This window comes from Bacillus altitudinis (assembly GCF_001191605.1).
In the GTDB taxonomy this organism is placed as follows: Bacteria; Bacillota; Bacilli; order Bacillales; family Bacillaceae; genus Bacillus; species Bacillus altitudinis.
In genome coordinates this window covers 12246-39068 of the sequence record NZ_CP009108.1, presented here as the reverse complement: position 1 = coordinate 39068, position 26823 = coordinate 12246, and the positions used below count along the sequence as shown (strand labels likewise).

At 41.6% G+C, this 26823-nt stretch carries 38 protein-coding genes; all 38 read left to right on the top strand.

Annotated features, from left to right (window positions below; translation table 11 throughout):
• Nucleotides 1-7 precede the first annotated feature (7 nt).
• A complete protein-coding gene (locus ID12_RS19290) occupies nucleotides 8-160 on the top strand; it encodes a hypothetical protein (RefSeq protein WP_164704276.1) in 153 nt (50 codons plus the stop codon).
• On the top strand, nucleotides 138-332 hold the full coding sequence (locus ID12_RS00250) for a hypothetical protein (RefSeq protein WP_234717158.1): 195 nt from the start codon (nucleotides 138-140) through the stop codon (nucleotides 330-332). The genes ID12_RS19290 and ID12_RS00250 overlap by 23 nt, the downstream gene beginning before the upstream one ends.
• A gap of 102 nt (nucleotides 333-434) precedes the next feature.
• Entirely contained in the window at nucleotides 435-839 is a 405-nt protein-coding gene (locus ID12_RS00245; protein ID WP_050826552.1) for a RusA family crossover junction endodeoxyribonuclease, read from the top strand.
• 17 nt (nucleotides 840-856) lie between these two features.
• Nucleotides 857-1042, top strand: coding sequence for an XtrA/YqaO family protein (locus tag ID12_RS00240; RefSeq protein WP_370648332.1), 186 nt, complete (start codon nucleotides 857-859; stop codon nucleotides 1040-1042).
• A gap of 124 nt (nucleotides 1043-1166) precedes the next feature.
• On the top strand, nucleotides 1167-1685 hold the full coding sequence (locus ID12_RS00235; protein ID WP_017358981.1) for a sigma-70 family RNA polymerase sigma factor: 519 nt from the start codon (nucleotides 1167-1169) through the stop codon (nucleotides 1683-1685).
• Nucleotides 1686-1837: 152 nt separating this feature from the next.
• Complete coding sequence (terS, locus tag ID12_RS00230; protein WP_050826551.1) at nucleotides 1838-2485, top strand: phage terminase small subunit; 648 nt, start codon at nucleotides 1838-1840, stop codon at nucleotides 2483-2485.
• Complete coding sequence (locus tag ID12_RS00225) at nucleotides 2482-3795, top strand: PBSX family phage terminase large subunit (RefSeq protein WP_050826550.1); 1314 nt, start codon at nucleotides 2482-2484, stop codon at nucleotides 3793-3795. The genes terS and ID12_RS00225 overlap by 4 nt, the downstream gene beginning before the upstream one ends.
• Entirely contained in the window at nucleotides 3792-5249 is a 1458-nt protein-coding gene (locus tag ID12_RS00220; RefSeq protein ID WP_035389215.1) for a phage portal protein, read from the top strand. The genes ID12_RS00225 and ID12_RS00220 overlap by 4 nt, the downstream gene beginning before the upstream one ends.
• Nucleotides 5250-5284: 35 nt before the next feature.
• Nucleotides 5285-6376: an XkdF-like putative serine protease domain-containing protein gene (locus ID12_RS00215; RefSeq protein WP_050826549.1), complete on the top strand. Its 1092-nt coding sequence runs from the start codon at nucleotides 5285-5287 to the stop codon at nucleotides 6374-6376.
• Between the two features lie 22 nt (nucleotides 6377-6398).
• Nucleotides 6399-7322: a phage major capsid protein gene (locus ID12_RS00210; RefSeq protein ID WP_008344119.1), complete on the top strand. Its 924-nt coding sequence runs from the start codon at nucleotides 6399-6401 to the stop codon at nucleotides 7320-7322.
• A gap of 13 nt (nucleotides 7323-7335) precedes the next feature.
• Nucleotides 7336-7719: a protein YqbG gene (yqbG, locus tag ID12_RS00205; RefSeq protein WP_007500574.1), complete on the top strand. Its 384-nt coding sequence runs from the start codon at nucleotides 7336-7338 to the stop codon at nucleotides 7717-7719.
• Entirely contained in the window at nucleotides 7716-8072 is a 357-nt protein-coding gene (locus ID12_RS00200; RefSeq protein WP_017367938.1) for a YqbH/XkdH family protein, read from the top strand. Before yqbG ends, ID12_RS00200 begins: the two co-directional genes overlap by 4 nt.
• Nucleotides 8069-8566: an HK97 gp10 family phage protein gene (locus ID12_RS00195; protein WP_050826548.1), complete on the top strand. Its 498-nt coding sequence runs from the start codon at nucleotides 8069-8071 to the stop codon at nucleotides 8564-8566. Before ID12_RS00200 ends, ID12_RS00195 begins: the two co-directional genes overlap by 4 nt.
• 4 nt (nucleotides 8567-8570) lie before the next feature.
• Entirely contained in the window at nucleotides 8571-9026 is a 456-nt protein-coding gene (locus ID12_RS00190; protein ID WP_041091933.1) for a phage tail terminator family protein, read from the top strand.
• A complete protein-coding gene (locus ID12_RS00185) occupies nucleotides 9013-9225 on the top strand; it encodes a YqzN/YkzM domain-containing protein (protein WP_008344108.1) in 213 nt (70 codons plus the stop codon). Before ID12_RS00190 ends, ID12_RS00185 begins: the two co-directional genes overlap by 14 nt.
• Before the next feature lie 3 nt (nucleotides 9226-9228).
• Nucleotides 9229-10575 carry a phage tail sheath family protein gene (locus ID12_RS00180; protein WP_050826547.1) on the top strand — a complete coding sequence of 449 codons (1347 nt, stop codon included), beginning with the start codon at nucleotides 9229-9231 and terminating at the stop codon, nucleotides 10573-10575.
• A 1-nt stretch (nucleotide 10576) separates the two neighbouring features.
• Nucleotides 10577-11020, top strand: coding sequence for a phage tail tube protein (locus tag ID12_RS00175; RefSeq protein WP_003213309.1), 444 nt, complete (start codon nucleotides 10577-10579; stop codon nucleotides 11018-11020).
• Between the two features lie 74 nt (nucleotides 11021-11094).
• Nucleotides 11095-11535, top strand: a complete 441-nt coding sequence (locus ID12_RS19710) for a hypothetical protein (RefSeq protein ID WP_438823434.1) — start codon at nucleotides 11095-11097, stop codon at nucleotides 11533-11535.
• 2 nt (nucleotides 11536-11537) lie between these two features.
• The gene (locus ID12_RS00165) at nucleotides 11538-11978 is read left to right on the top strand and encodes a phage tail assembly chaperone (RefSeq protein WP_008344099.1); all 441 of its coding nucleotides are present in this window, start codon (nucleotides 11538-11540) and stop codon (nucleotides 11976-11978) included.
• Nucleotides 11979-12019: 41 nt separating this feature from the next.
• Complete coding sequence (locus ID12_RS19225) at nucleotides 12020-12157, top strand: hypothetical protein (protein WP_008344097.1); 138 nt, start codon at nucleotides 12020-12022, stop codon at nucleotides 12155-12157.
• 1 nt (nucleotide 12158) lies between these two features.
• Nucleotides 12159-16259 carry a transglycosylase SLT domain-containing protein gene (locus tag ID12_RS00160; RefSeq protein ID WP_419761246.1) on the top strand — a complete coding sequence of 1367 codons (4101 nt, stop codon included), beginning with the start codon at nucleotides 12159-12161 and terminating at the stop codon, nucleotides 16257-16259.
• Nucleotides 16252-16920, top strand: coding sequence for a LysM peptidoglycan-binding domain-containing protein (locus ID12_RS00155; protein WP_025207870.1), 669 nt, complete (start codon nucleotides 16252-16254; stop codon nucleotides 16918-16920). Before ID12_RS00160 ends, ID12_RS00155 begins: the two co-directional genes overlap by 8 nt.
• Nucleotides 16921-16932: 12 nt before the next feature.
• Complete coding sequence (locus ID12_RS00150) at nucleotides 16933-17943, top strand: XkdQ/YqbQ family protein (protein ID WP_050826545.1); 1011 nt, start codon at nucleotides 16933-16935, stop codon at nucleotides 17941-17943.
• Nucleotides 17940-18206: a DUF2577 family protein gene (locus ID12_RS00145; RefSeq protein WP_017358996.1), complete on the top strand. Its 267-nt coding sequence runs from the start codon at nucleotides 17940-17942 to the stop codon at nucleotides 18204-18206. Before ID12_RS00150 ends, ID12_RS00145 begins: the two co-directional genes overlap by 4 nt.
• A 14-nt stretch (nucleotides 18207-18220) precedes the next feature.
• A complete protein-coding gene (locus tag ID12_RS00140; RefSeq protein ID WP_050826544.1) occupies nucleotides 18221-18643 on the top strand; it encodes a DUF2634 domain-containing protein in 423 nt (140 codons plus the stop codon).
• Nucleotides 18636-19682 (top strand): baseplate J/gp47 family protein, encoded by a 1047-nt coding sequence (locus tag ID12_RS00135; protein WP_050826543.1) that lies wholly within the window; start codon nucleotides 18636-18638, stop codon nucleotides 19680-19682. Before ID12_RS00140 ends, ID12_RS00135 begins: the two co-directional genes overlap by 8 nt.
• Nucleotides 19669-20592, top strand: coding sequence for a YmfQ family protein (locus ID12_RS00130; protein ID WP_050826542.1), 924 nt, complete (start codon nucleotides 19669-19671; stop codon nucleotides 20590-20592). The genes ID12_RS00135 and ID12_RS00130 overlap by 14 nt, the downstream gene beginning before the upstream one ends.
• A gap of 11 nt (nucleotides 20593-20603) precedes the next feature.
• Nucleotides 20604-20987: a phage tail-collar fiber domain-containing protein gene (locus ID12_RS00125; RefSeq protein ID WP_008344081.1), complete on the top strand. Its 384-nt coding sequence runs from the start codon at nucleotides 20604-20606 to the stop codon at nucleotides 20985-20987.
• 15 nt (nucleotides 20988-21002) lie between these two features.
• A complete protein-coding gene (locus ID12_RS00120) occupies nucleotides 21003-21881 on the top strand; it encodes a hypothetical protein (RefSeq protein WP_008344078.1) in 879 nt (292 codons plus the stop codon).
• A gap of 10 nt (nucleotides 21882-21891) precedes the next feature.
• On the top strand, nucleotides 21892-22221 hold the full coding sequence (locus ID12_RS00115; RefSeq protein ID WP_008344076.1) for an XkdW family protein: 330 nt from the start codon (nucleotides 21892-21894) through the stop codon (nucleotides 22219-22221).
• Nucleotides 22218-22391, top strand: a complete 174-nt coding sequence (locus tag ID12_RS00110; protein WP_017359001.1) for a phage portal protein — start codon at nucleotides 22218-22220, stop codon at nucleotides 22389-22391. The genes ID12_RS00115 and ID12_RS00110 overlap by 4 nt, the downstream gene beginning before the upstream one ends.
• 7 nt (nucleotides 22392-22398) lie before the next feature.
• Nucleotides 22399-23529, top strand: coding sequence for a pyocin knob domain-containing protein (locus ID12_RS00105; protein WP_050826541.1), 1131 nt, complete (start codon nucleotides 22399-22401; stop codon nucleotides 23527-23529).
• Nucleotides 23530-23562: 33 nt separating this feature from the next.
• Nucleotides 23563-24948 (top strand): hypothetical protein, encoded by a 1386-nt coding sequence (locus tag ID12_RS00100; RefSeq protein WP_050826540.1) that lies wholly within the window; start codon nucleotides 23563-23565, stop codon nucleotides 24946-24948.
• Between the two features lie 13 nt (nucleotides 24949-24961).
• Nucleotides 24962-25282, top strand: coding sequence for a heme oxygenase-like domain-containing protein (locus tag ID12_RS00095; RefSeq protein ID WP_019743387.1), 321 nt, complete (start codon nucleotides 24962-24964; stop codon nucleotides 25280-25282).
• A complete protein-coding gene (locus ID12_RS00090; protein ID WP_039170001.1) occupies nucleotides 25282-25422 on the top strand; it encodes an XkdX family protein in 141 nt (46 codons plus the stop codon). The genes ID12_RS00095 and ID12_RS00090 overlap by 1 nt, the downstream gene beginning before the upstream one ends.
• 36 nt (nucleotides 25423-25458) lie before the next feature.
• Entirely contained in the window at nucleotides 25459-25671 is a 213-nt protein-coding gene (locus ID12_RS00085; RefSeq protein WP_017367922.1) for a BhlA/UviB family holin-like peptide, read from the top strand.
• Between the two features lie 12 nt (nucleotides 25672-25683).
• Entirely contained in the window at nucleotides 25684-25947 is a 264-nt protein-coding gene (locus ID12_RS00080; protein ID WP_008361671.1) for a phage holin, read from the top strand.
• A gap of 19 nt (nucleotides 25948-25966) precedes the next feature.
• Complete coding sequence (locus ID12_RS00075) at nucleotides 25967-26788, top strand: peptidoglycan recognition protein family protein (RefSeq protein ID WP_050826539.1); 822 nt, start codon at nucleotides 25967-25969, stop codon at nucleotides 26786-26788.
• Nucleotides 26789-26823: the final 35 nt, after the last annotated feature.

Sequence of the window (26823 nt, the reverse complement as noted above, 5' to 3'; positions counted from 1 at the left end):
AAACAGAATGAATATCGAACATCCGATGGTGACGCAAATGAATGATTTCGGCTATCCAAAACGTTACTGGCCATATGAAATGTCCCGAAGTGGTTATCGATTAGAGGACGAGGACCGTGAGAAAGGATTTGATAATGATGAGACATCAGATGACATTTGATGCCCGAAAAGAAGCACAGCATTGCCTAGTACAAGCTGGCGGCTGGATCACTTTTCATCAAAAAGAGCCGATTTTTGCTTTCCCCACAGCAGAAGAAAAACGCACATACATGACCCTCATGGCAGAAAAAGCCGTTGATGACAAGAAGAAGGAAAGGAAGAATGCGACATGAATCGATTGAAGCAAATCATGACATTCCTGAAATGTTTGCTCAATGCGGGTCAAAACGAACAAGACATTCGGCAGTGGGCGAAGGATGACGGGAGATCGTAGCATGGTCCTTCATTTTATCATTGAAAAAGAACATTTATGCACAAAAGAGACATTGATAAACAGAATTCAAACAGCCGCTAAAGCGCAATGCAAAAGCAAAATAAAAGGCGCATTATCACTCGACATTCGCTCATTTTACAATATGCCCATTGATCTAGCGAACAGCCAAGACACGCGTACATCTGCTGAAAAAGGCTTGATACGCCCGGTACACATCAGCATTCTTCAACCAAATTTGCAGTATATAAAAGAAGCACTTCATGCCTTTACCGATGACGCCTCTTTACAGATTGTAGAATTAAGAGTTTCACAGTTTTATAGCATGCGTCCTCGAATGGAAATCATTTTAAATACGATGGGTGACGATATGAGATCCTCACCATCAAATAAGGAGACAAGCATATGAACGAGCCAAAACAACTCATGATTCAAGAAAACCAGACATTTGTCGGTGAAATGGAAAAAGGAAAGATTCAAGTCATTGTGTTAGATGGAAACGTAGGAACGGCTTATATGATGGATGTACCTGAGCATGGAAAAACGATTATTCAAACAGCAAAAGGGCATTTTGCAAGAGTCGATCATGAGATTGGTTTTAAAATCAGCTAGTCTGATGAACAAGAACAACTGAATAAGTCCAAGACGGAAAGCCTGCGGACACTGATCAAGACCCTATAAAAAGGGGCTGATTGGTGTCCGTTTTTTATTTTCTTAAAAAAGGGAGAGAGCACAGATGCAAGATTTACTGATCGAATATAAAAGAAGTTTAAAAGATGCCAGAAAACGATATGAACAATTGAAAGACAAAGAAGAGAAACAGATGTCAGATCAGGACAAACATGATCAAAAAATGATCGCCAGTATGGTCAGTGATTTAGAATATGTGGTGGAATGGCTTCAAATCGGTAGAGAGCCAGGCGCACGCAGAGGATTAGATAGACGGTCTGTGTACCAGCGCACCATTCTTGCTAATCAAGAGGTGTTAGAGGCTTTATCACATGAATACACCCTCATTCAAGAGAAAGAAAGAGAGGTAAGTGAGCGGGACAAAAGGCGAATTGACGAAGCCTTATCCGTTTTGACAGATCGAGAGAAAGACGTATTTTTTATGCACACAACGCAGGGTCTGTCATTTAGCGAGATTGCGATCATGCTAGATGTAAAAAAAGGAACAGTCCAAAAACATATGGAAAGAGCTCGGACCAAAATGTCCAAAAAAGTACAAGAACGCCTATTCAAAGCAGCTGAATAGGCGTTTTTTCTTTCATCACATCAATCTTCAAAAGCTTGTCTTACAGTTGCCACCTATAGTTAGAAAGACCAAACGAATGTTTGCTAGCCCGGCACAAATGATTTCTCTTCAGGGAATCATTCGAACTAAAAGGAGGCGGCAGGTGAATGTAAATGAAAGATAAACGGATAGAGGCTAAGCAGGATTATATGAAAGGGATGACGTACCAGCAGCTAGCGGATCAATACAACGTCTCCATCCATACCGTTAAATCATGGAAAAGACGATACGGCTGGCAAAGACAAAAAACACCGTCAAAGCAGGCGCACTCGATCTTTCATCAATTTCTTTCAGATGAAACGATTGAAATCATGGAAAAAATGGATGGGCGCACATCTCTTGATATCATCTGGGATCAAATTCAAATTCAATACGCAGCCATTATTCGAGCGCAGCGCATCATGCATGTAACAGATCAAGATGACATGATCAAAGAACTGAAAAAGGCGACGTACTTGCCTTCTTCATTAGAGGAAGAAACAGGCGAAGGTATTCATCCAGAGCCAGAGATCACGGCAGAGGAATTTTCGTTTCAATTTTCATGGGATCGGCATGCTACTTTTTTAAATGCCCAATCTCGTGCAATGGGAGAACTAAGACGGCTGATTAAACAGTTTGAAGAGCTCGCTCATGCGAAAGATGAACGAAGATTAAGGCTGAAGCAAATTGAGCTAACAATCGAAAAAACAAAAAAAGCAGTTCGTGAGGAAAAAGAAGAAGATCTTCATATCATGATCAAAAGAAAAGAGGACGATTCATGACGCCGTTGATTGAAAAAGAAGTCAATCCTCACTTTGAACACTTTTTGTTCGATTGGAATCAAAAGTTTCAGTTTTTAGTAGGCGGCTATGGCTCATCCAAAAGCTATCACATTGCTTTAAAGCTGATCTTAAAGCTGCTTGAGGAAAAACGGACAGCACTTGTCATTCGAGAAGTGTATGATACGCACCGGGAGTCGACCTACTCTCTTTTACAAGAAATCGTCAGCGATCTTGGCATCGATCATCTAGTAAAGTGCCGCAGTTCAACACTTGCTCTCACTTTTCGCAATGGGAGCAGCATTTTATTTAAAGGACTGGACAAGCCTGAGAAATTGAAGTCGATCAACAACATCTCAATGATTTGGATTGAGGAGTGTTCCGAGGTTTCTTATGAAGGGTTTAAAGAACTGCTTGGAAGGCTGAGACATCCGGTTTTACCTCTTTATATGATGTTATCGACGAATCCCGTTGGTCAGGATAATTGGACGTACAGACATTTCTTTCGAGATGAGCAGCTGAAACGTTTTGTCCTTGATGACGAAACCTTATACAAACAGCGAACCATCGTGATAAAAGATACGTACTATCACCACTCAACAGCAGAAGACAATCTATTTCTTCCTAAAAGCTATGTCAAGCAGCTGGATGAGCTGAAAGAATACGATCCAGATCTTTATCGAATTGCAAGGAAGGGATACTTCGGTATCAATGGCACAAAAGTGTTTCCGCAATTTGAGGTCAGACAGCATGCTGACGTATTAGAAGCGATCGGGCAGATTGAAAGACCGCTGAAACGGGCGGGGATGGATTTTGGATTTGTCGAATCCTACAATGCGCTCATTCGGTTAGCTGTCGATCATGAAAAAAAGTACTTATATATTTATTGGGAATATTACGACCGCGGGAAAACGGATGATGAAACAGCTGTTGATCTGAAAGAATTTGTTGAATCAAAGGAACTCATTAAGGCAGACGCAGCAGAACCTAAAACGATTCACTATTTTCGGCAGCGCGGATTTCAAATGGTCGCTGCACATAAGTTCCAAGGCTCACGTTTGCAATATACAAAGAAAATCAAACGATTTAAGAAAATCATTTGTTCTGATGCTTGCCCTTATACCATCTATGAACTTCAATCACTAACCTATAAGGCAGATAAGAACGGCCGCTTAGAGGAAGATGAATTTCAAATCGATCCACACACATTATCCGCCATTTGGTATGCGCTAGATGATTATGAGGTGACCGATTTGAAACAGACTGCTTCAGAGCGTGTCCGTCCAAACCGAGAGAGGAGGTCCATACAATGAAACAATTAAAAGCAACGATTATGAAGGCCAACATGTCTGATCATACAAAACAAATGTATGAGGATGAATTTTCATACGAAAAAGATGACATTGTCCCCCCGCCCTACCATATCAATGAATTAAAAAGCATGGCAGAATACTCAACGATTCTTCAGCAATGTATAGATGCGTATCGAACAAACATTTTAGGTTTTGGATTTGGGGTGGAATACGCCTTTGATTTTAATGCGGAAGATGTGAAACCGGTCAAAAAGAAGACAGCCGAGAAGGAATGGACAAGACTCGAAGAGTTTACGAAATACATGAACTATGATGAGTCTGCTGACGTAATTCTTGGTTATGTCCTAGAAGACCGGGAGAAAACAGGAAATGGCTTTTTAGAGGTGCTGCGGGATGGACAAGGAAAGCCGGCAGGAATCGAGTATTTGGATGCACTCCATATCCGCATTTGCAAGCTAAGTGAGCCAGTCGACGTCGAATTCCGCTACACAGAAAACGGCGAATTAAAGACGATGAATCGCAAGAAACGATTCCGAAAATATGTGCAGGTCATCAATGAGAAGAAAGTCTTTTTCAAGGAGTATGGTGATCCGCGCATATTAAATTGTGAAACAGGCAAGTACGATGATGCTACACCAGAACCGCTTCAAGCAACAGAAGTCATTCATTTTAAAATTGGCAGTGGGACGTATGGGATTCCCCGCTGGATTGGCAACATCGTCAATATGTATGGCGCACGAAAAGCAGAAGAGCTGAATTATCTTTATTTTAAGCAAGGACGGCATGTACCTGGTGCCATCATTGTCGAAAACGGCATGCTGTCAGAGACTTCTTATCAGCAGCTACAAGATTATATGGATGATATTGAAGGCTCTGACCATGCGCATAAGTTTTTATTGCTTGAAGTAGAAGGGCTTCCGACAGAAAAAGGATTAACAGGTGAAGAAGATGTATCAAATGTCAAAGTGAACTTTAAATCCTTGGCGGAAATCCTGCAAGAGGATGCGCTCTTTTTAGAATACGATGAAAAGACGAGAAACAAAATCCGCTCCGCTTTTCGTCTGCCGCCTATTTACACAGGAGAGTCACAAGATTATAACAAGGCCACAGCAGATACCGCGCGTAAAACAACGGAGGAGCAAGTATTTCAGCCAGAGCGGCATCTTATTACAGGGAAACTCAATACTCTTTTTCTCCCGGATTTAGATATATGGCATGTCCGCTTTCTATTAAATGGCCCTGACTTTAGAGATCCATTAGAGATAGCGAAGGTTCTGACACCATTTATTCAGGCTGGGGCAGTATCGCCAAATGATTTACGAGATCTTGCGGGGCGTATTCTTGGCAAGACGTTAGAGGAATGGCCGGAAGAATTCTACCACCGACCTTTAGAAAGCCGCATAAAAACAGCTGATGGGCTGTCTCCATCTGAGCCAAACCGGCTAGAGAAATAGAAGGACGTGAGCTTTTTTTGAAAGGGGGTGAACATATGCCAAGGGAATTAAAAAACGCAAAAATTACGCATGTTTCCTATGTAGACAGGGCCGCCAACCAAAAGAAATTTTTCTTGATGAAAGCAAAGAAAAAGCAGCCTGACTTTCAAAAAGAAGTCAGTGTCCTGACGAAGGCAGAGGATGCCCATCGCCTCGTATATGGCGTCGTGTATGAACCAAATACACCTGATGCACATCAAGACTTTATGTCGGCCAAAGAAATTGAAAGAGCAGCACACGGTTTTATGAAAGATGCCCGTCACATTGATAAACAGCATGATTTTCAAGACGGTGTTGGCGAAGTCGTCGAATCATACATTGCCCCAGCGGATTTTGAAGTAGGCGGGGAGCTGATTCAAAAAGGATCTTGGGTACTTGTGACAAAGGCATCACAAGATATTTGGGACCAAATTCAGCAAGGCCACATTACAGGCTACTCAATGGCTGGAACAGCAGACATCATCGCAATAGAGGAACACGATCAGCTCCTATCTCAAGAAACGAACGAGAGAGGGCTTTTTTCTTTGCTGAAAAATTTCTTTTTGAAAGAGGAAGGTGCAAATATGCCACAACAATTTTGGAGCGTTTTAGATCATCTGCTGGAAACGTTGCAGTCAAGTGATGGTGATGAATCTAGCGTAAGAGCGGCACTTGAACAATTGATTCCAATTGTGCAGGATGTGTTGAAAACAAATGATGTCCTCCATACGATTGGCGAAAGACCAGCATCCGTTCAAAAGCAAGATGCCGGATTAACGACTGATCAAGTACGCGAACTAGAAAAAGCAAAAATGGCCATCGACAACGTTTTACAACAAGCGGATAAACAAGGGACAGATCAAACTGGTGAAGAAGAACCTGTACAAAAAGTGCTGGAGCAAGTGGTTGCGCCAATTCGTCATCAGCTCTCTTCCTTAGAGAAATCAGCAGGCAGAGAAAAAGCAGCGATTCAGGAAGTGCTTCAGCAACAGCTACTGCCTATTTCAGAGCGGATACACATGCTTGAAAAAGCGCGGGGCATTTCTAAACAAACAAATCACGATACACAAAATGATATGACAAAGCCCATATGGGATGGCTTACTATAAGCCTAAATAAGGAGGAAAAAGTGTGAGAAATCAAGAGTTGATTCGCAAGGCTGAAATGACACTTGCCAGCTTAAAAACAGGCGGTCTCATGAACGCAGCCCAATCCAACACATTCATTAGAATGATGCAAAATACACCAACCGTTTTAAATGACGCACGTATCATTCCAATGGAAAGTGATTCACAAAAAATCGAAAAAATCGGCTTCGGTCAGCGCATTTTACGCCCAGCAGAAGAAGGCAAAGCGCTTGATGCAAAAGACCGTGTTGTCCCAGCGACAAGCACTGTCCAGCTCAATGCAAAAGAAGTCATTGCTGAGATCCATATGACGTACGACAGCATTGAAAACAACATTGAAAAAGACGGGATTCAGCAAACCATTATGCAAATGCTGGCGGAACGAGCGGCAGTCGATATTGAAGAACTGATCGTCAACGGTGATACAACATCACAAGACCCATTTTTAGCTCAAATGGATGGCGTACGAAAACAGGCAGTTTCTCATATTGTCGATGCAAATGGAGCGGAAATTAGCCGTCAAATGTTCAAACAAGCCTATAAAGCGATGCCGTCAAAATATTTACGTGTACCTCAGGATTTCCGTTTTTATACATCCCCAAGTTTAGAGGTCGAGTGGAAAGACCAAGTAGCAAACCGTCAGACAGGTCTCGGAGATGCGGCGATTCAAGGCGGACTTTCTTCTGCATTCGGTGTTCCGGTCAAAGGTCTTGCCAATATGCAGCCATATGATGAAGAAGGAACAGACGTATCAGATATTTTACTGACACACCCGAAAAACATTATCGTAGGGTTTTCTCGCAATATTCGTATTGAAGTAGAAAAAGATATTCGCAGCCGTAAGTTTATCATTGTTCTGACAGCGAAGCTCGACAGCAAATTTGAGGAAGAGGATGCTGTAGCCAAAGTCATGAAAGTGAAAGAGTAGGTGACAGCAGGCTATGATCATTTCTGCTGAGGAACTACAAGCCTATTCTGTATTTGATCGCGTGAAAAATCGTTCTGTAGAGAGATTAGCTGCAGATATTATTGAAGCAGAAGCAGCGGTATTTCAAATGGTCGGGCACGATTTTACACATGAAAAATATCAGCCCATTCCTGAAAAAGCAAGGATCGCCTTATTAAAAATGGCCCAGTATTTTGCCATGCTGAATGATGACGAATCCATGATGAAAGGCTTGACTTCAGAAAAAATGGGTGATTATTCATATGCAAAGGCAGCGGACAAAGTGAAAGGCAGACCTTATGTGTATGCCCTTCTTGTTGATTATATTGAACCTTCATTAACTGGCGGCAGCGCCAATTTAAAGGTGAGATCATTATGAGCTATGATTCTCTATTAACGGATCGCTGTGATCTTTTTCACTTAGAGAATGAGGAGGCAGTCCGCGGCAAATTTGGTATACCAGCAGGAGATCTGCAGACGGACCTCACTTATCCTGATACACCAAGTATGAGAGATGTGGCTTGCTATGTTGTAGAAAAAAGCCAGTCACTCGTGCAAGAAGAACCGAATACAGTCATCTATCAGTCCTATCTCGTCCATTTCCCTTTAGCAAGCGACATTCGTTTGCATGACAAGATGGTGTGGAACGGCATCTCACTCAAGTTGCAGCAGCCAAAAAGAGTGAAAAATCATCACATGGAAGTGATGGCCGTCAGAAAGGAAAACCTATGAAAATTGATGGACTTGACCGGCTGCTATCCCAGCTCCAACAGGCAAATAGTGTCGGCTTAACGGCGCAATATCAAGAGTGGTTACAGGAAATGGGCTTACAGTTTTTAGACATCATTCAAGATGAAATCATCAAAGAAAAGGCTGTTGATACAGGCCGTCTCCTCAATTCCTTTCAAAAAGGTGACAAGGAGAATCACTTTCTCACTTCCCGAGGCGGGCTCACGCTAGAAGTAGGGACACAGCTTGATTATGCCTCTTACGTGAATGATGGACATGCCATTTCTTCAAATGGAGAACGAAGATGGGTGCCAGGCAGATGGGCCGGCAGCCGCTTTGAATATGATCCGAATGCCAGTACTGGCATGATGCTTTCATCTCAATGGATTGAAGGAAATGGGTACTGGGATCATGCCGTCATGCTCTATGAACAAATGTTTGAACACTCGTTGGATCGAAAGCTTCAAAGCTGGATCGATCGACATTTTGGGAGGTGATGGAATGAATCAAGAAGTCGGGGCAATCATGCATTATATATACACACACTTTCCTGTGAAAATGTATGATCGTCTTCTGCCAGAGCGTTTCCAAGTGCCATCTGTTTATGTGCCGCCAGTGACTGTCATTAGTGGTCCAGATACAGTGTCTACTTTTATGAAATCTTATTCGCTACAAGTGAAAGTGTTTCATATGGATACAGAAAAAGCGCATGATGCGGCGGAAACAGTCGTCGATGCATTGCTTGCTGATCGTCAAATCATTCAAATGATCAGTGAAGATGGAGAGGTGCTTGATGATTATGTCCGCATAAAAAGAGTGGAAACAAGAATCATAGATCAAGGTGTAGCAGCGATTGTCCTGACGTGGGATAGCAGCTATTGGTACAACCGAGATAAACAGCCAAGCCTAGAAGATATCAATTTTTCAGATGGGGTGATCAAACGTGAGCAAGACTAAAAAAACACAGCTCGATCAAACAGCGGGCGAAGAAAAAGAATTTGGCTTTTCATTTGAAGCCTTAAAAGAGCACAGCAAGGATCTTTTTGGGGTAAAACCAGAAATCCTTGAAGGTGCTCTTTTTTATATCAAACATCAACCAATTACAAAAACAGAAGCAAAGAAGCACATTGATGCTTTTTTGTCCAAGGAGGTTTAAAGGATGAACGGAGGCACTTTTACACCAGGTACAGAGAAAAAGCGTCCTGGCATTTACTTTAATTTTAAAACAACAGCAGAGCAGCGAATTACTTTAGGCGAGCGAGGAACAGTTGCACTTCCTCTTGTCATGAGCTGGGGAGAACCAAAAACTTTTATTTCCGTTTCCGATATGGAAGACTTAAATAAAAAGGTCGGGCTCAACATTGATGATAAGTCACTTCTTCTTTTCCGTGAAGCGAAGAAAAAAGCGCAAACGGTCTTGCTTTACCGTCTAAACGAAGGAGAGCCAGCTAAAGTGGAAATCGCAGAAAACTTTGTGGTCACAGCCAATTATGGTGGTCAAAAAGGAAATGAGATTACCATTCAAGTGGCAGAAAATGTACTCGACAGCACAAAACGTGACGTCATCACCTATCTTGGAACAGATATTGTCGATAAACAGGTGGTCAAAGATGTCAAAGATCTTGTGAAAAACAAATACGTTCAATTTTCTGGTGAAGGCGAAGCGGTCATTACTGCAGGAGCGGCTTTAAGCGGCGGAAAAAATGGTGTGGCAAGTGTCGCAGATTATACAGCTTTCCTAGAAGCAGCTGAAACGGAATACTTTGATGTCATTGCACTCCCAGTCGATAATAGTGAGCAATTAAAAGCAACATTCGCGTCATTTATTGAGCGTTTACGTGATAAGCAAGGACGTAAGGTACAAGGTGTTGTGGCTAACTATGCAGCTGATCAAGAAGGTATCATCAATGTCACAAGCGGTGTTGTTTTAGAAGACGGAACAGAACTGACGCCTGCTCAAACAACAGCTTGGGTCGCAGGAGCAAGTGCAGGAGCGAATTTTAATCAGTCACTGACCTTTGTTGAATACGAAGGCGCAGTCGATACATTAGAGCGTCTTGATAATGATCAGGTAGAATACCGTTTATCACAAGGAGAGTTTCTTTTCACTTTCGATGCAAGAGACCGCACGGTGAGCGTTGAAAAAGATATTAACTCTTTGACAAGCTTCACGGTTGAAAAGAACCAGCAAATGGCGAAAAACAAAATCATCCGTGTGCTAGATGCAATCAACAATGATTTAACATTTGAACTGAAAAATTTGATTAAATTACGCAAAGCCAATGGCAATGACATTCCAGCATCTGATGATGGAGTGCAGCTTGTGAAAACACTGATTACACAGTATCTCACACAACTTCAAGATGGAAGCGGCATTACAGGCTTTAACTCAGAAACAGATATCGTCATTGGCCTCAATGAAGATCGTGATGGATTTATCATCGATTTAGCAGTACAGCCAGTAGACGCAGCAGAAAAATTCTATTTCAATGTGGAGGTGAAGTAAGATGGCTTTTAAAGCGCAAAATACAATCTCAGGTAAAGAAGGTCGTCTTTTCTTAGAAGGTGAGGAGCTTGCCTTTATCAAAACGTTTGAAGCAAACGTGGAGAAAAATAAATCAGAAGTGAACGTAATGGGCCGCCGAATGACTGGTCATAAAACAACAGGGGCAAACGGAACAGGAACGGCAACATTCTATAAAGTTACGTCACGATTCGTTCAACTCATGCTAAACTATGTGAAAAAAGGGGAAGATCCTTATTTCACTCTTCAAGCGGTAATTGATGATAAATCATCAGGCCGAGGCACAGAGCGTGTGACATTATTCGATGTCAACTTTGATTCAGCTAAAATTGCTGGACTAGATGTCGATTCAGAGGCACTTGAAGAAGAAGTTCCATTTACATTTGAAGACTTTGATCTGCCTGAAAAGCTGAAGAATTCTTTCTAAGAAATGTGGAGGAAATTAGCTAATTAATTAGCTAAATAAAAACCAAATATGCTATAATGCAGATGTAATGAAAAATGAATGCATTTGTAATGCACATTGCATTCAATAACACACAAAATGATGTTTACATGCAAAGCGATTTGCATACAATAAAAAGAAGCCAGGATGCGCTAACATCCCGGCAATGTACAATGAGGCCCTTCAAGGGGCTGGCTTATCAATTAGATAGTTTTAAGGATAGACTTTCCCTTTCACCTACCAAAGCTCAAGGGGGAGTCTATTTTTTGTTTATATACGTCAACAAAGCAAGGATAAACATCCCGAATAAAAGCATTAGGGAAATCGCTTGGAACGTTGACATGAGCATCACCCCCTTCCTATCGGGGATGAGCCAGACACCCTTGAGCAAGCCGTTCAATTGTACGAGTTATATTATACATGAAAAGATTGGAAAGCACATTCAAAAATGGATGTGCTTTTTTGCATTCAAAAAACAAACAAAAGGGAGTTTTTAAACATGAGCGAAAAACAAACATTTGATCTTTCATTTTTTATGCCGGGACAAACAGTAGAAGCAGAAGAGGTCAAAGTACCAATTTCTAAGCGTTTTGTTGATAAAAAAGGGAATGTCATTCCTTTTGTCTTCAAAGCGATTACCACGGAACGTATTGATGAACTGGAAAAAGAAAACACCACGTTCAAAAATGTCAAAGGCAGAGGCCGCGTAAAAGACTTAGACAGCCAGCGCTTCTATGCACGAATTGCCATTGAATCGACGATTTATCCAGATTTCCGCTCAAAGGAATTAAGAGAAGCCTACAGCACACAAGATCCAGTTGAAGTTGCAAAACGTGTTTTATCTGTCGGCGGTGAATACGCAAACTGGTTAAACAAGGCCATTGAAATCAATGGATTCGAAGACGAAATTGAAGATTTAGAAGACGCAGCAAAAAACTAATAAAAGATGGGGATAAGGAAGCGGTGTTTTTATATTACGCCATGCACGAGCTTCACTATTCCCCATCAGAACTCCTCGATTTATACGAAGCACCAAGACAATTTAAGGCATTCTTATTCGGACTCATCAGCTACAAACTCGACATGCTAGAAAAAGAAGCAAAGAAAGGAGGGAAATAAACTGGCGAAGCTCACTGCACGATTTGAATTAGAAGACAAAGTATCAAAGAAGCTATTGCGCATTCAAAAACGATTTCAAACGTTTGAGAAGCAGCTCAAACCATTTAGAAAACCGGTGAAAATAAGCCTGGAAATGGATGAAAAGAAGCTAAGGAACCTCAATTTATCGATGAGAAGGTTTTCTGTATTATCCATGAAGCTAGATCAAGGAATCTATCGTGATCTCAAATCATTAACAAACCAGCTGAACATGATACCGAAACAGATGATCATATCGATTCAAGTAAAAGGACTAGATGTCATTAAATCCAGTATAGATCGCTTGAAACAATCACAAGCAAGTCCAATCCTGGTGACGTTCAAACTGAATGATCAGTTGTCAGGAAAAATGTCATCAATCAAAAAATCAATCCTTCAGCTCATGAACAGAACGTACTATATGAGATTAAACATGGTTGACCAAGCCACCGCTGCCATTCAACGAATCAAAAAGACACTCAAAAGCTTGACAATGGCTAAACATGAGATCAGAGTGTCTGTTCAAGACAATGCAAAGAGTAAGTTGAAAAAACGAGATCAGGCAGAGTCAGTTGTGAAAGAACAAAATATAAAAAAAGAACCTGAGGCTGTTAGTCCGCCAGTTAAAACGGATGAACCTAAACAGGGTTGGCTCCAGAGCCTTGCTAATAAAGGGTTAAATGAAATTCAAAAATATGCAGGTGATGTTGCAGACAAGCTGAAAGAAAAATTAAGTCCTAGAAAGTTTTGGGACGAAAAGGCACTTCCTTGGGTTGAAAATAAAATGGAAGAGTACAAGCAAGATGTGATCGGAAGAATAAAAGAGAAGATTAAATTTAATCCTGAAAAAAAACTAGATGAATTGGTGACCAATGTATTTGATCGTCTCTTTGGTGCAGGTGATCAATCGAATGGAAGTAGCACTCCAGCGCCAACAACAGCGCCAACAACAGCGCCAACAACAGCGCCAACAACAGCGCCAACAACAGCGCCAACAACAGCGCCGACAACAGCGCCAACAACGGCACCAACAACAGCACCAACAACGGCACCAACAACAGCACCAACATCCACATCATCAAATTCAGCTCCCAATAAGAAATCTAAGCCGCGAGGTGGTAAAGGTTTGTTTCGCAATAGTTGTTGTCCTTGTTGTGCAAGAGGTTTAAGCAGGGGAGGATCTACTAAAACCAAAAATAGAAATGGTCAATCACCAAGACAACCTAGAAATCCAAATGCTACAACAAGAACCGAAATGAATAGAAGACCTCCAAGTAAATTAGGGGATGCGTTGAAAAATATCGGTAAAGGGAGCGGCAAATTATTAAAGAAAGTACCTATTTTAGGCAGTGTACTTAGTGCAACAAATCTAATTGGTATGAAAAAAGAGAATGCTGGTGAAAAGATCGGTGCGACTGGAGGCGGCATCGCCGGAGGGATGGCAGGTGCAGCAGCAGGTGCAGCTATTGGAAGTATAGTACCAGGAGTAGGCACAGCCATCGGCGGCCTAGTAGGCGGCATCGCTGGCAGTATGGGCGGAGAATCTATCGGTGAAACAATTGGAAAATGGTTTGATGGCGGTGGATTTGAGAAGATTGGCCAAAAAGCCATTGAAATCAAAGATCAAATTGTTGAAGTGTGGTCTACAGTCGCAGACTGGTTTATCCAAAATGTGTGGACACCATTAAGCAGCACGGTTGGTACGGTAGCAACCACGATCTGGACAAGTCTAGTCAATGCCTGGACATGGATACAAGAAACATTCAGTGCAGTCGCAGGCTGGTTTATCGAAAACGTCTGGACACCACTAAGTGGTACAGTCGTTACAGTAGCAACCACGATTTGGACAAGTCTAGTCAATGCCTGGACATGGATACAAGAAACATTCAGTGCAGTTGCGGGCTGGTTTATCGAAAATGTCTGGACACCGCTAAGCGACACAGTCGTTACAGTAGCAACCACGATCTGGACAAGTCTAGTCAATGCCTGGACGTGGATACAAGAAACATTCAGTGCAGTAGCAGGCTGGTTTATTGAGAATGTGTGGACACCGCTAAGCAGCACAGTTGTTACAGTCGCTACTGGGATTTGGACAGCATTATCAAATGCGTGGAAAACCATTCAATCAATTTTTGGAGCAGTATCCTCTTGGTTTATGAACAATGTATGGAATCCACTTGTAGAAACGGTTGGAACCATCAAAGATAGCATTGGGAAGAAGTTTGAAGAAGCGTATAAAGTGGTGACAGATATATGGGATGGATTATCCAAATGGTTTAAAGATAATATTCAGACACCGATCGTAAAAGTGGCTGGTGCCATAAGTGATGGTTTTTCTAAAGCATTTGGTTGGGTTCAAAAGATTTTTGAAAAAGCAGGCGGTATTGTAGATGTTGTAATAAATTGGATCGTTGGAAAGAAAAAACCTGATAATAATGCAACAGGCGGCTATATCACCCAGCCTACCTTATCATGGATTGGTGAAGCGGGTAACGAATTTGTCATTCCAACTCAAAATAATCGGGGTCGTGGGAAGATGTTGCTTGCACAAGCTGCTTCTCATCTTGGAATGTCTGTTGTGCCAAGCAGCAGCGGAGCAGCAAGTCCAGTTTCTAGCTCTCCAGCTCCAATAACGCCAAATGCTCCAGCAGCTCCAACTGCTTCTGCCGGTTCAATTGGTGGAACGGTTTCAATGAATGGAAACATCCAATCTGCCAGCATAGGTGAGCAATTTAATCATGATTTTGAACAAGGGCTGAATCAAAAGGTGGTTTCACTTGATCAATGGAAGCAAAAAAACATTCAGCAGCCATTTAATCAAATGACATCAGATTCAGGAAAGTACGGACAACAAACGGTATCGGCATTTGCTACTAGCCAGCAAATGACACCAACAGGAACTGACAGCTTTTTGCAAAGTCGTGTAAAAGCACCATACCAACAAGTGATGACAGCATCACCAACTTGGGGTTCTGGAACTGTTAGTGGCTTTGCAACAGGTCAAAATGCCACATCAATTGGCACAAGCCAATACGTAGACCAACACGTCAAACAACCATTCCTGCAAGCCAAACAAGAATCACCAGGATGGGGTTCAGGAATGATCGACGCCTTCAATAGCGGCATGCGTTCAAAAGCAAGTGAAGTCACACAAGCTGCCAAAGAAATGGCGAAGAAAGTGGAACAGGCGTTTAGAGAAGAACTAGACATTCATTCTCCTTCACGTGTCATGATGAGTCTAGGGAAATTCGCATCGATTGGTGTCGTCAAAGGGCTCGATTCAGTTGATGTGAAAAAGTTTGCTGAAAATCAAGCGGGTTCATTAATCGGAGCGTTCAGCGGTATGGGTGCTTCAGGTCTTAGTGTTCAGCAATGGCTCATGGCAGCTCTGATGGCCACTGGTACATCGATGAGCTGGCTTCCAGGTCTTATGACAATCGCTCAGCACGAATCAAATGGTAACCCGAAAGCCATCAACTTGTGGGATTCCAACGCCAAGAAGGGAACGCCTTCTAAAGGGTTAATGCAAACCATTGGACCGACCTTCCATTCCAATAAAGGAAAGGGCATGAATGATATTTGGAACCCAATTCATAATGCCGTAGCAGCCATTAACTACATTAAGGGCAGATATGGAACAGTCTTCAATACACCGGGATTACGGAGTATGAGAAGAGGCGGTCCTTATAAAGGCTACGCCAATGGCGGTCTGATTACTCAGGAGCAGGTAGCTAGAGTCGGTGAAGGAAACAAACGCGAATGGATTATTCCAGAAGAAAGAGGTATTCGCGGGAGATATTTATTGACGCAGGCAGCGAAGGCACTTGGAATGCAAGTCTATGATCCATCAAATGCATCTGCTCCTTTACCAGAATCACAGATGCAGCAAGTCACATCAGCTCAGTCAGCTGGGAATACAACAACGTCAGGCAACAAACAAATCACCATCCAGTTCAATGGTGATCAGCATTTCCATAATGGACAGGATCAGCAATCGCTTGTCGAAAAAATTAGACAAATGCTTGTAGACGAATTGGAAGTAGAGCTTCAGACAGGAACGAAAGGGGTCGTGATCGATGGGTAAATCAGTGTATCAATTGTGGATTTCCCAAGGCAAGGAGAAGTTGCGATTCCCTGTGCTTCCATCCGAACTTGAGATCACAAATAATGTACAAAATGAAACAGTGAAGGTCTCCTCCTTTGGAGAACTGACTTTTATTGATGTACCATCAGCTAAACAAGTATCATTCACCTCATTATTTCCTAAGAAATATTCGCCAATTGCAGAATATAAAAGCATTCCATCACCAGAGAATGCAATAGCGAAAATTGAACGAATGATGCGTTCAAAGAAGTCTGTGCGCCTGATTGTGACAGGGACTAAAATCAATATGACGTGCAGCATTGAGAGCTTCACACACAAGGAAGGGTCTTATGACATAGGCGATCGTGAATTTACGATCGCGCTAAAGGAATATAAAACCGCATCGCCTAGGAAAATCAAGCGAAAGAAAAAAGCGAAACAAACGAAAAAGAAAAGACCCTCAAAAACACCACCAAAATTGTACACTGTCAAAAAAGGAGATACTCTGTGGGCCATTTCAGGCCGTTTTTATGGCGATAGTACAAAATGGCGGCGTATTTGGAATGCCAATAAAGCAGCGATGATCAAACGAAGTAAACGGAATATTAAACAGCCGGGACATTGGATTTTTCCAGGGCAAAAATTGAAAATACCACAATAGGGGGGGCTGACATTGATTGAGCTTTTTGCCATCAGAAGCGGCACGATGTATGAGCTTGTCACAGAGAGTGTGACACTTCAGGGGCAAAGGTATCAGGCCCCTCGCTCTATTCAGGCGAACATTATCACAAAGCAAGGCAGTCAAACATATTACCGTGTCTCAGAAGGAGACACGGTTCTTTTTAAATGGAAAGGAAAAGAGCTGTTCAGAGGCATCGTGTTTTCTAGGACGCCTGTTGAAGGAAAGCTGACCTTTACCGCATACGATATGCTCCAATATTTAGTGAAAAACCAAGATGTATATGTTTTTTCAAATCAACGGGCAGATCAAATTTTGAGGCGGATCGGGGCAGACTTTCAAATTCCTATGACATCCATCGCAAATACAGGACATGTCATGAAGTCTCTCGTTTTTAAAAATGACACGAGTTTATATGACATCATTTTAAAAGCATTGAAGGAAACGAAGCGGCAAACCGGTAGAAATTATCAAGTTTATTCTGCTAAAGGCAAGATGGGGCTGAGAGCTTGGCCCGATCCAGAGGACGTGTGGGTCATTGAATCAGGCGTCAACCTCATCGGTTATCAGTACAGCACCTCCATTGAAGAGACAGCAACACGTGTGAAGATGCGCACGTCTGTAGACGAACAGGGGAAGAATAAGAAAAAAGGTAGCAAATCAGATATTGTGGTGATCGAACAGGACAAAGCGGGTCAGAGTCAGTACGGCATTTTACAGCATGTGGAGACGGTCACAGGTCAAATCAACCAGCCGCAGCTTCAAAAAAGAGCGAAAGTACGCCTAGCTGAAAAAAAAGGCGTCAAACAAGAAGTGAAAAGCATACAAGCACTCGGAATCCCTGAACTGCAAAGCGGTTTGCCAATCTATTTGAAAATCCCTGAAATCAACATCAAAAAAACCTACTGGATCGATCAAGACAAGCATGAATTCAATGGAGTGAAGCACACCATGACAATTGACGTCGTTGAGAAAAATTCCATGCCAAAGGGTGATCAAGCATGAGATTAAGTGAAGCAATTAAACGACTCGCTGTCAATGCAGTAGATGCAGCTTCTCCAATTGATCTGGTGATTGGAGAGGTCACAATGGCTTCGCCTCTTCACATCCGATTAAATGAAAACAGTAAGCTGATCATTCCAGAAGAACTGCTTATTTGGCCTAAACGCTTAAATAAGGGTGAGGATGATGAGTTGAAAAGGGGAGACAGCATTATGGTACTTGCAATGGCAGGAGGGCAGTCCTTTTACATCATCGACAAATTGTAAGGGAGGTGATGAATGTGGCACTTTCACCAGAGGAAGAAATCGAGGAAACAGAAGAAGACGAAGAGGTAGAAACCTCGACGACGTATCGCATAGATTTTGTAAATGGTAGGCTGACAAATGAAGCCATTACAGGCATTGAAGCGATCCGACAATTTATTTATATGACATTGCGAACAGAGCGCTATGCACATCCCATTTACAGTCACGACATTGGCACTGAAATTCAGGAGCTATTGACCGATACAGAAGCAACAGATGAATACAAAGAAATGGAGATTCCAAGATTGCTAGAAGAAGCATTGGTCGTTGATGAGCGGATTGATCATATTGAAGAGATAGAGGTCACGAAGCAAAATGATGCCTTTCAAGTCAAACTAGCCATTGTCACAGATGAAGGCACATTAGAAATAGAGGAGGTGATGGAGGGAGATGTTTGAGGAGCAAACGTATGAGGCGTTGATGGAAAGAATGCTGGACAGGCTGCCAGATGACATAGATAAAAGAGAAAACAGCGTTATTTGGAATGCCTTGGCACCTGCTGCTGCTGAACTCGCTCAGTCGTATATTTGGCTTGATCAAGTATTTGAGCTTGTCTTTGCTGATACAGCACAGGGGGAATTTTTAGATCGACGAGCAGCAGAAGTGGGGATTGAACGAAAGCCAGCCACCAAAGCGGTCTGGTCCGTAACCATTCAACCAGAGAACGTAAACATTCCAGCAGGATCAAGATTCTTTATTGAAGATGTTTATTTTCAATTTTCAAAGGACGGTACACTAGAATGCGAGACAACAGGTACAGCCGGCAATGGGCAATTAACAGGTCAGCCGCTGCTATCGCTTGATACCATTCCGGGTCTAGAGTCGATGATCATGAAGGAATTGGTGATACCAGGGCAAGAGGAAGAAGATGATGCGTCATTATACGATCGGTATTTAATACGCGCAAGGCGAGAGGCTGTCAGTGCCAACAGAGCACATTACAAAAAGTGGGCCGAGGAAGTGGTTGGTGTCGGCAGAGCGAAAGTGTTCCCGCTATGGAATGGAGAGGGAACGGTCAAAATTGTCATCACAGATGGCAATCTAGATGTAGCCTCTGAGCTTCTTGTCGAAAGGGTCCAGGAGTATATCGACCCTGTCCCGGGAGAAGGAGAAGGACAAGCTCCTATTGGTTCAAAAGCAACTGTTGAAAGCGCCAAGTGGCTAGATATTGACATAGAAGTGTCCGTCGAACTTCAGATGGACTGGACGCTTGAAGGTGCGCAAAAAGAAATAGAAGAAAAGGTCAAAGCACTGTTAAAATCAATCGCATTTGAAAAAAGTACGATTCGAATGTCCGCTTTAAATGATATTTTGTACCATTCAGAGAGTGTGTCCGATTATGCAAACGTCTTATTGAATGGGGAGTCAAAAAACTTAGTATTACAGGACATTGAGATACCACGTCTGAGGCAGGTGAAGGTTATTGAGCAAACTTGATGAAATGAAAAACTACTTGCCGCCTTATTTCACAGAGATTTATGATGTGGATCATTTACTAAAAACGGAGGCGCCAGAGTTTGAACAATTGGATGAATCCATTTTTGATGTAACGGATCAATTTTTCCCTTTAACAGCGACGTGGGGATTGAATCGGTGGGAAAGAATGCTCAAGGTGCAGCGAGAGTCAGATGATTCGATTGAGCTGCGCAGAGCGCGATTACTTAATATGATGTCGAACATTCCACCAATTACGTATCTGTCATTAGAGAAATCTGTGAATCGATTTCTTAAAAATCCGAGTGCGATCATCCGACTTACAACCAATCGTTATCATTTTGCATTGCGTGTCAACCTGGATGACCTGCAAAACACAAGATATATCGTCGAAATACTCGAAACGTTAAAGCCAGCACATTTGGCGTATACGTTCACCGCCATTCATCATACCGATGTTCATGAAACAAATGATCATCACCAGCGGCTCACACTGCGAAGCAGAGTGGGCTTTTTCGATCATATTCCAATTTTACTCAATGGTGAATTCGTATTAAATGGAACGTTCTATCTCAGCGGGATACGAGGTACTACGGAGGTCCCTGCTCGCTTTCGGCATTCATTAAAGATGAGAATGCTGCTTCAACAAGAGAAAGAAACAGCATATCGTCTGAATTATGTCATGACTGGAGCATCGCATGAAACGAAGCAAGCAGCTACGCTGACTTTGCGCGCAAAGAACCAGCTTTCACATCAAATGAAAAAGAGGATGACGTTCCGCTTACCGGTACATGTTCAAAATGAACAAGACGGCAGTTTACTGATCAAGGAGCATTATTGGATTCTCGATGGATCCATTCCGCTTGATGGATCAAAAATGCTAGCAGCAACTTCTAAAAAAATAGACCTATAAGGAGGATCACAATGGCTGATCAATTAACCGTAACCACACTATATGCACGTCAACAAATGGCAAAGGCACGAGCAGAAGGAACAAAACTCACAAAAGTCGTCAAAATGGCGTTCGGAAGTGGAGGAACAAAGGATGGAAAACCAATCTCTCTTGACGGAACCGAACAAGCACTCAAAAAAGAACTGATTCAAAAAAATATTGACTCGTTTACCTTCATGGAACCGGCAAAAATCCGCTACACCTGCACCATCGCTGAAGGAGAACTCGCAGGCGAAGTCATCAATGAACTAGCCCTTGTCGACGAAGCGGGCAAATTCACCGCCATCCGAACCATGACAGACAAACAAAAAGACGGCGACATCGAATTTGTTTTTGAGATTGATGATATTTATTAATGGAGGGGAAAAGAAGTGGACATAAAATCACCTTTACCGTTTGAAACCTCTGACAAAGCCCATGCCAACTTATTTAACCGGATGGTCAACACACTTGTGGAGAATGACAATGCGCTCAGTCAACAAATAGCAGGGATCACGAATGAAAGTTTATTCAAATTAACAGGCGATCAAGCCATTCAAGATGCATCAGTCAGCGGCGAGGAATATCCAATAGGTATTACGTTTATGGATATTGGACAAGCGAATGATACCGGTTATCCTACGAGATTTGGCTTTGTGAAAAATGAAAAATATAGTAACTTTCGATTTATTCAATATTACTATGGAACTGGAAACGAAGCAGGCAGCTATTTTGATAGTACAGGTACGTGGTGTCGTCACTGGTGGACGGGGTCTGGCTGGACTGAATGGCACAAAATCTCAGGGTTTTGTCATGCCAATATAGGTACAACTGGAAAGCAGTTATTAACCAAAGGAGAGTATCAAAAAGTCCTTTTTAATCGAAAAATTAAAGACAGTCATAACAATTTTGATATCAAAAATAATCGGTTCATCTGCCCTGAAAACGGAATGTATTCAGTGAATGCAGGTGTTTATATTGAAAGCTTTCAACGATACGCGAACTTTGAATTATCGATCTATTTGAATGGAAAAAGATATAAAAATATTGCTCACCATAGACAAAGCCCTGCAAGCCCATCTGATACATTGAGCTTAAGTACCGGGCTTTATGGTGCTGCCAATGTGCCAGCGAATAAGGGAGACTATTTAGAAATGTACCTATATGTAGGGTATGACGGAGACGTTAGTCGATATGTGTCGGAAAATTCAGGCTGGTACAACTATTTCGACATTACAGAAATAGGCGGACGAAATTTCCCGAGAGTATAGGAGGATTCTGATGATTTTATATGAAGCCATTAAGTATAAATACCCCGATGCAGACCCGCAAAAAGATTTTGAACTTAGAAATGACGGAGACGGTTCGTATATAAATGAGTGGCATCTAGATGTGCCCGAGCCAACGGTAGAAGAATTGAAAGAATGGTGGGAGGAATGTCAAATCAATCCAAGATATCAACCACCTCTGCCGCTAGATTATCTAGCACAAGAAGTAGCTAAAGAAAAGCTAATGAGAAAACAGCTTGAACATCAATGTGATCATTTAACAAGCGAACTAAAGAAGCTAAAAAATGAGATCCTTTTATTTAAAGGAGATAGTGAATCATGAATTATTGGGTAATGGCATTATATTTTAAATGGGTGACCCCTGAATTGGTCAAACAAGCAGTCGAACTAGGTGATTGTTCAATGGAAGATTTAAATGAAGGATATGAGCAAAGAATTCTTACTCTAGAGCAGCTGAAAGAAATGGCACCAAGCATCAAAGAAAGGGAGTGAAAATTGAATGGAAGTAAAAGAACCAAAGCCTTTTGAAGTAAATGATAAAGCACATGCTGATTTGTTTAATGACATGGTCAAAGTACTTCTTGAAAATGATCATAGATTAATAGAGCAGTTCTTAAAACATACAAATGATGCGAAAGTACACGCATCTGAAATAGAAAAGAAAAAATGGAATGATTCACAGAGCTATAAAATCACAGCAGATAGTGGAAGACAGCTGATCAATGTGTCAACTGACGGAAGAATATTTGATGCGATAAAATATAAAGGAACTTGTACATTTTATGCAGCTGCTGGTGTGGAGGATTCCCCGGCTTCATCGAATGTTTCAATCAGGGGACTGCAGACAGTAGGACAAGAAAATATCGGCACTGGCTTTGCGGTGGATAGTTCTGGGATTGCTTATTCCTTTTATTATCAGACCGGTCATACATCGATTACTTGGACAAAGCTGCCTACAGAAAGCGATAGAAACAGGTGGGATAACGGTCAATTAGTAAAAATCACTCAAGATAATGGAAAGCCCTTTTATCATGGATTTTCTAGCGAGACAGACTACAATACCCTTACTGAGACAGGGATGTATCTCATATATAATACAGGAGTAAACGGTCCCTCTTCTTCCTTGAATCGAGTGTTTTTATTGGTCATGAGTTATGGCAATACATTAGTTCAAATAGCTTATGAATCTGTTTATGGGAAGAACACCTACTTTAGAGTTCTTAAACACAATGCAGAATCATGGACACCTTGGGAGAAGCAAATAACGCTTTCCGATTTATTAGATGGTGCTTGGGAAACACCTAAAGAAATTAAAGGCAACTGGCAAGAATATGATCCTGTTAATTTACCAGTTAAATATCGAAAGAATCTCTTAGGGGAAGTCGAGATCGTAGGTGCGATAAAAGGTGGGATTTTAGGAAATAATCCAGTGTTTAACTTGCCTGCACCATATCGGCCGCAGCAAGCGATGCATTTTATAGGAGTTGCTTCAAGTATAGGGACACCAGGAGTACCTCAATTTCATCGTACATTAATAGATAAGAATGGAAATGTATGTGTGCAGTCTTCTTCAAATAATGCCAATCCCACTGAGTTTATTACATTTGGTTTTAAGTTCAGTACAAGATAATGTAATAAAACTGAAAGGTGAAAGGAGAATCTGATGGAGATAAAGACACCTCGTATTTTCAAAACCAGTGACAAAGCCCATGCGGAACTGTTTAATAACATGGTTAAAGTAATTCTTGAAAATGATGCTGGACTATTGGACCAAATCAATCAACACAAAAATGACACAACATCTCATGCAGCTGAAACAGAAAAGCAGAAATGGAATCAATCCCAGCTCTATAAAATGACGAATGATAACGGGGCCCAGTTGGTTAATATCCCTGCTGGCGGGAGTATTTATAATGGAATTAAATCTTTAGGTGCCTGTTCATTTTATGCGCCAGGAGGTTCTGGAGTAGTCGATTCTCCCGCAATCGGGAATGCGGCTTTAAGAGGCTTTCAGTTAGTAGGTCAAAATAACATCGGTGTAGGAATTGCAATTGATACATCGGGCAACGCATTTTGTTTTTCCTATCATGTGAATGATGTCGGAATCAACTGGCTTCAATTACCTACTCAAAATGAAAGAAATAAATGGGATGCAGGACAATTATCTAAAATTACTTCTGATGACGGAAGGGCTTACGAAAGAATTAATGCAAATGATCCTAGTATTTTAGATAAGCTCACAAAATTACCAGGCGTCCATTCGTGGTATATCCATGAAGCACACCCTGATCTGCCAACAAGAAGTTCTATGAGAGCCTTATCTGTTTTTAGTGAAAATACCTATGGCTGGATTATAGGGGCAAATAATACAGGTGATATGTACATCAATCGATCAACGACTGATGTCACGGGCACTCAGCAAGAATGGAGCGGGTGGAAGAGGCTGAACGATCATCCATTATTAAATGCAAATGGAACTAGAATGCTTATTCCAACTGGCACAGATATACTCACCTTGCCCTCTGGTTTTTATTATGTCTCTGGAACGAATGCAGTGAATATGCCAACGACGACCGATGCCTCGTGGTTTAATGTAGATATTTTAGAAACGGGAAATAATCGCAAAACATTTCATGTGAGTCGAAGCTACGATAATAGCCATTGGTACGGAACTACTCATACAGATGGTATTTTCAGAGGCTGGAAACAGCTAATGACCAATACTGAGTTTGAAAATGTCTCGTGGCTTAGTGTTACCTTAGACAAAAGCTCTTCTATAGGGGATAGACCAGTTGAATATGTGAAATGGGGAAATTTATTATTGCTGAGAGGCCACCTAAAAGCAAATAGAGAAGTTATTTTTGGATGGATTCCAGCTGATCGTTTACCAGATAAAGGAATAGTAGTATCAGTTCCGGTATCAGGTACAACGGGTCATAGTAAATTATATATCTATAATACAGGAGAGCTAAAACTAACTGGTTTACATGCAGTGAATAACAGTGCAGTAACTGGCTACTATTTAGACATGGTTGTTCCATTAAATTAAGGAAGTGATACAAATGATACAAGCCTATGAATACAATCAGCAAAATGAATTGATCAGACCTATCGAAGTGTTCGAAAGGGATGATGAAGGAAATTATATTATTCCAGAGCAATGCACAACAATTGCACCACCCAATAATCCTTCTTTTTATAAGGCTGCATTTGATGTGAAAAAACAACAATGGTATGAATCAGCGACCCAAGAGTATATAGACAGCTTAAAACCGGCCCTTCTCCCGCCAAGTGATATAGAACTTTTAAAGAAACAAAATGCTTTGTTATCAAAACAATTAACGCAGCTATTAGCTATGCAAAAAGTAGGTGCTTCAGATTGATGTTTCCAACTGTAGCGGATATCAAACAATTCTGGGACTGGCAGTGTTACGGCCCAGAGGACATTGCATTTTATGTAAGCATTGGATGGATCTCGGCAGAAGACTATCAAAATATAACTGGAGAAATATACAAAGCCTAATGGCTTTATTTTTTTGCCGGAAAGAAGGTGATTCAAATGGAAGTAGATGTCGTTCAAAACTTAATGACACAAGGCCCATTTGCTGTTCTCTTTTGCTGGATTCTGTTTTATGTTCTCAACACAACAAAGGAACGAGAAAACAAACTCAATGAGCAAATCGAGGCACAAAATGATGTGTTAGCAAAGTTTAGTGAGAAGTATGACGTCGTGATCGACAAGCTCGATAAAATTGAACGGAATTTAAAATAGGAGGAAAGCATCATGAAAACATTCGACAAAGGCACTGTGATTCGCACAGTGCTTCTTTTTATTGCGCTTATCAACCAAACGCTTGTCATGTTTGGACAAACAGTGCTGCCGATTAGCGAGGAGCAAGTGCAAACCGTAGGAGAGGCACTATATGTGGCAGGTTCCACAATTTTCACTATGGTCACTGCCGTGATCGCTTGGTTTAAAAATAATTATGTGACCTATAAAGGTCAATTGCAAAAAGATGCCCTGAAACAAAGAGGGTTAACAAAATAATTTTTGAAGGAGAAACAATATGGTGAAGATCATTCAAGCACTCATCCCAAAACAAAATCGCAACAGACCAGGAAACAGGATGAAGCCGCTCTATATTACGGTGCATAATACATCGAACACTGGACGGGGGGCTGATGCGGCAAATCATGCAGCATTTGTTGCTCGGGCAAGTACCGGGGTTAGCTGGCACTACACGGTCGATGATCAGGTCATTTATCAGCATTTACCTTTAAACGAAAATGGCTGGCACGCAGGAGATGGCAGGGGAACCGGCAATATGAAATCAATTGGAATTGAAATTTGTGAAAATGCAGGCGCTAACTTTGAACAGGCTGTTAAAAACGCCCAATGGCTTATTCGGAAACTGATGGGGGATTTAGGAATTCCTTTATCTAACGTGGTGCCACATAAGCATTGGAGCGGGAAGGAGTGTCCGCGTAAGCTGTTAAATCGGTGGGATGGCTTCAAAGCTGGTATTGCATCAGCATCTACAAGTCAAATGACAACAGCTAAACCTGTGAAAGAAACATCTATCAAAACCATATCAACGAGATCAACATCTAAAACCAACAAGGTCAAAAAAACATACAGTTTGCCTGCAGGTATTTTAAAAATGACGAAGCCTCTTACAAAAGGGTCAGCTGTAAAAGCTGTACAACAAGCCTTAGCATCGATTTATTTTTATCCTGATAAGGGAGCGATCAACAATGGAATCGATGGGTACTACGGACCCAAGACTGCGAATGCAGTGTCTCGATTTCAAATGATGCATGGGTTAACCCCGGATGGCATATATGGTCCAAAGACCAAAAAAACATTAAGTAAGGTCATAGAAAGTTAACACATATGGAATGAATCAACCCTTATCTATTATAA

Excerpts from the sequence above, each read along its gene's own strand:
- ID12_RS19290 (WP_164704276.1), top strand. The coding sequence starts at position 8 with ATGAATATCGAACATCCGATGGTGACGCAAATGAATGATTTCGGCTAT.
- ID12_RS00250 (WP_234717158.1), top strand. The coding sequence starts at position 138 with ATGAGACATCAGATGACATTTGATGCCCGAAAAGAAGCACAGCATTGC.
- ID12_RS00245 (WP_050826552.1), top strand. The coding sequence starts at position 435 with ATGGTCCTTCATTTTATCATTGAAAAAGAACATTTATGCACAAAAGAG.
- ID12_RS00240 (WP_370648332.1), top strand. The coding sequence starts at position 857 with ATGATTCAAGAAAACCAGACATTTGTCGGTGAAATGGAAAAAGGAAAG.
- ID12_RS00235 (WP_017358981.1), top strand. The coding sequence starts at position 1,167 with ATGCAAGATTTACTGATCGAATATAAAAGAAGTTTAAAAGATGCCAGA.
- terS (WP_050826551.1), top strand. The coding sequence starts at position 1,838 with ATGAAAGATAAACGGATAGAGGCTAAGCAGGATTATATGAAAGGGATG.
- ID12_RS00225 (WP_050826550.1), top strand. The coding sequence starts at position 2,482 with ATGACGCCGTTGATTGAAAAAGAAGTCAATCCTCACTTTGAACACTTT.
- ID12_RS00220 (WP_035389215.1), top strand. The coding sequence starts at position 3,792 with ATGAAACAATTAAAAGCAACGATTATGAAGGCCAACATGTCTGATCAT.
- ID12_RS00215 (WP_050826549.1), top strand. The coding sequence starts at position 5,285 with ATGCCAAGGGAATTAAAAAACGCAAAAATTACGCATGTTTCCTATGTA.
- yqbG (WP_007500574.1), top strand. The coding sequence starts at position 7,336 with ATGATCATTTCTGCTGAGGAACTACAAGCCTATTCTGTATTTGATCGC.
- ID12_RS00200 (WP_017367938.1), top strand. The coding sequence starts at position 7,716 with ATGAGCTATGATTCTCTATTAACGGATCGCTGTGATCTTTTTCACTTA.
- ID12_RS00195 (WP_050826548.1), top strand. The coding sequence starts at position 8,069 with ATGAAAATTGATGGACTTGACCGGCTGCTATCCCAGCTCCAACAGGCA.
- ID12_RS00190 (WP_041091933.1), top strand. The coding sequence starts at position 8,571 with ATGAATCAAGAAGTCGGGGCAATCATGCATTATATATACACACACTTT.
- ID12_RS00180 (WP_050826547.1), top strand. The coding sequence starts at position 9,229 with ATGAACGGAGGCACTTTTACACCAGGTACAGAGAAAAAGCGTCCTGGC.
- ID12_RS00175 (WP_003213309.1), top strand. The coding sequence starts at position 10,577 with ATGGCTTTTAAAGCGCAAAATACAATCTCAGGTAAAGAAGGTCGTCTT.
- ID12_RS19710 (WP_438823434.1), top strand. The coding sequence starts at position 11,095 with ATGAATGCATTTGTAATGCACATTGCATTCAATAACACACAAAATGAT.
- ID12_RS00165 (WP_008344099.1), top strand. The coding sequence starts at position 11,538 with ATGAGCGAAAAACAAACATTTGATCTTTCATTTTTTATGCCGGGACAA.
- ID12_RS19225 (WP_008344097.1), top strand. The coding sequence starts at position 12,020 with ATGCACGAGCTTCACTATTCCCCATCAGAACTCCTCGATTTATACGAA.
- ID12_RS00155 (WP_025207870.1), top strand. The coding sequence starts at position 16,252 with ATGGGTAAATCAGTGTATCAATTGTGGATTTCCCAAGGCAAGGAGAAG.
- ID12_RS00145 (WP_017358996.1), top strand. The coding sequence starts at position 17,940 with ATGAGATTAAGTGAAGCAATTAAACGACTCGCTGTCAATGCAGTAGAT.
- ID12_RS00135 (WP_050826543.1), top strand. The coding sequence starts at position 18,636 with ATGTTTGAGGAGCAAACGTATGAGGCGTTGATGGAAAGAATGCTGGAC.
- ID12_RS00125 (WP_008344081.1), top strand. The coding sequence starts at position 20,604 with ATGGCTGATCAATTAACCGTAACCACACTATATGCACGTCAACAAATG.
- ID12_RS00115 (WP_008344076.1), top strand. The coding sequence starts at position 21,892 with ATGATTTTATATGAAGCCATTAAGTATAAATACCCCGATGCAGACCCG.
- ID12_RS00110 (WP_017359001.1), top strand. The coding sequence starts at position 22,218 with ATGAATTATTGGGTAATGGCATTATATTTTAAATGGGTGACCCCTGAA.
- ID12_RS00105 (WP_050826541.1), top strand. The coding sequence starts at position 22,399 with ATGGAAGTAAAAGAACCAAAGCCTTTTGAAGTAAATGATAAAGCACAT.
- ID12_RS00100 (WP_050826540.1), top strand. The coding sequence starts at position 23,563 with ATGGAGATAAAGACACCTCGTATTTTCAAAACCAGTGACAAAGCCCAT.
- ID12_RS00095 (WP_019743387.1), top strand. The coding sequence starts at position 24,962 with ATGATACAAGCCTATGAATACAATCAGCAAAATGAATTGATCAGACCT.
- ID12_RS00090 (WP_039170001.1), top strand. The coding sequence starts at position 25,282 with ATGTTTCCAACTGTAGCGGATATCAAACAATTCTGGGACTGGCAGTGT.
- ID12_RS00085 (WP_017367922.1), top strand. The coding sequence starts at position 25,459 with ATGGAAGTAGATGTCGTTCAAAACTTAATGACACAAGGCCCATTTGCT.
- ID12_RS00080 (WP_008361671.1), top strand. The coding sequence starts at position 25,684 with ATGAAAACATTCGACAAAGGCACTGTGATTCGCACAGTGCTTCTTTTT.
- ID12_RS00075 (WP_050826539.1), top strand. The coding sequence starts at position 25,967 with ATGGTGAAGATCATTCAAGCACTCATCCCAAAACAAAATCGCAACAGA.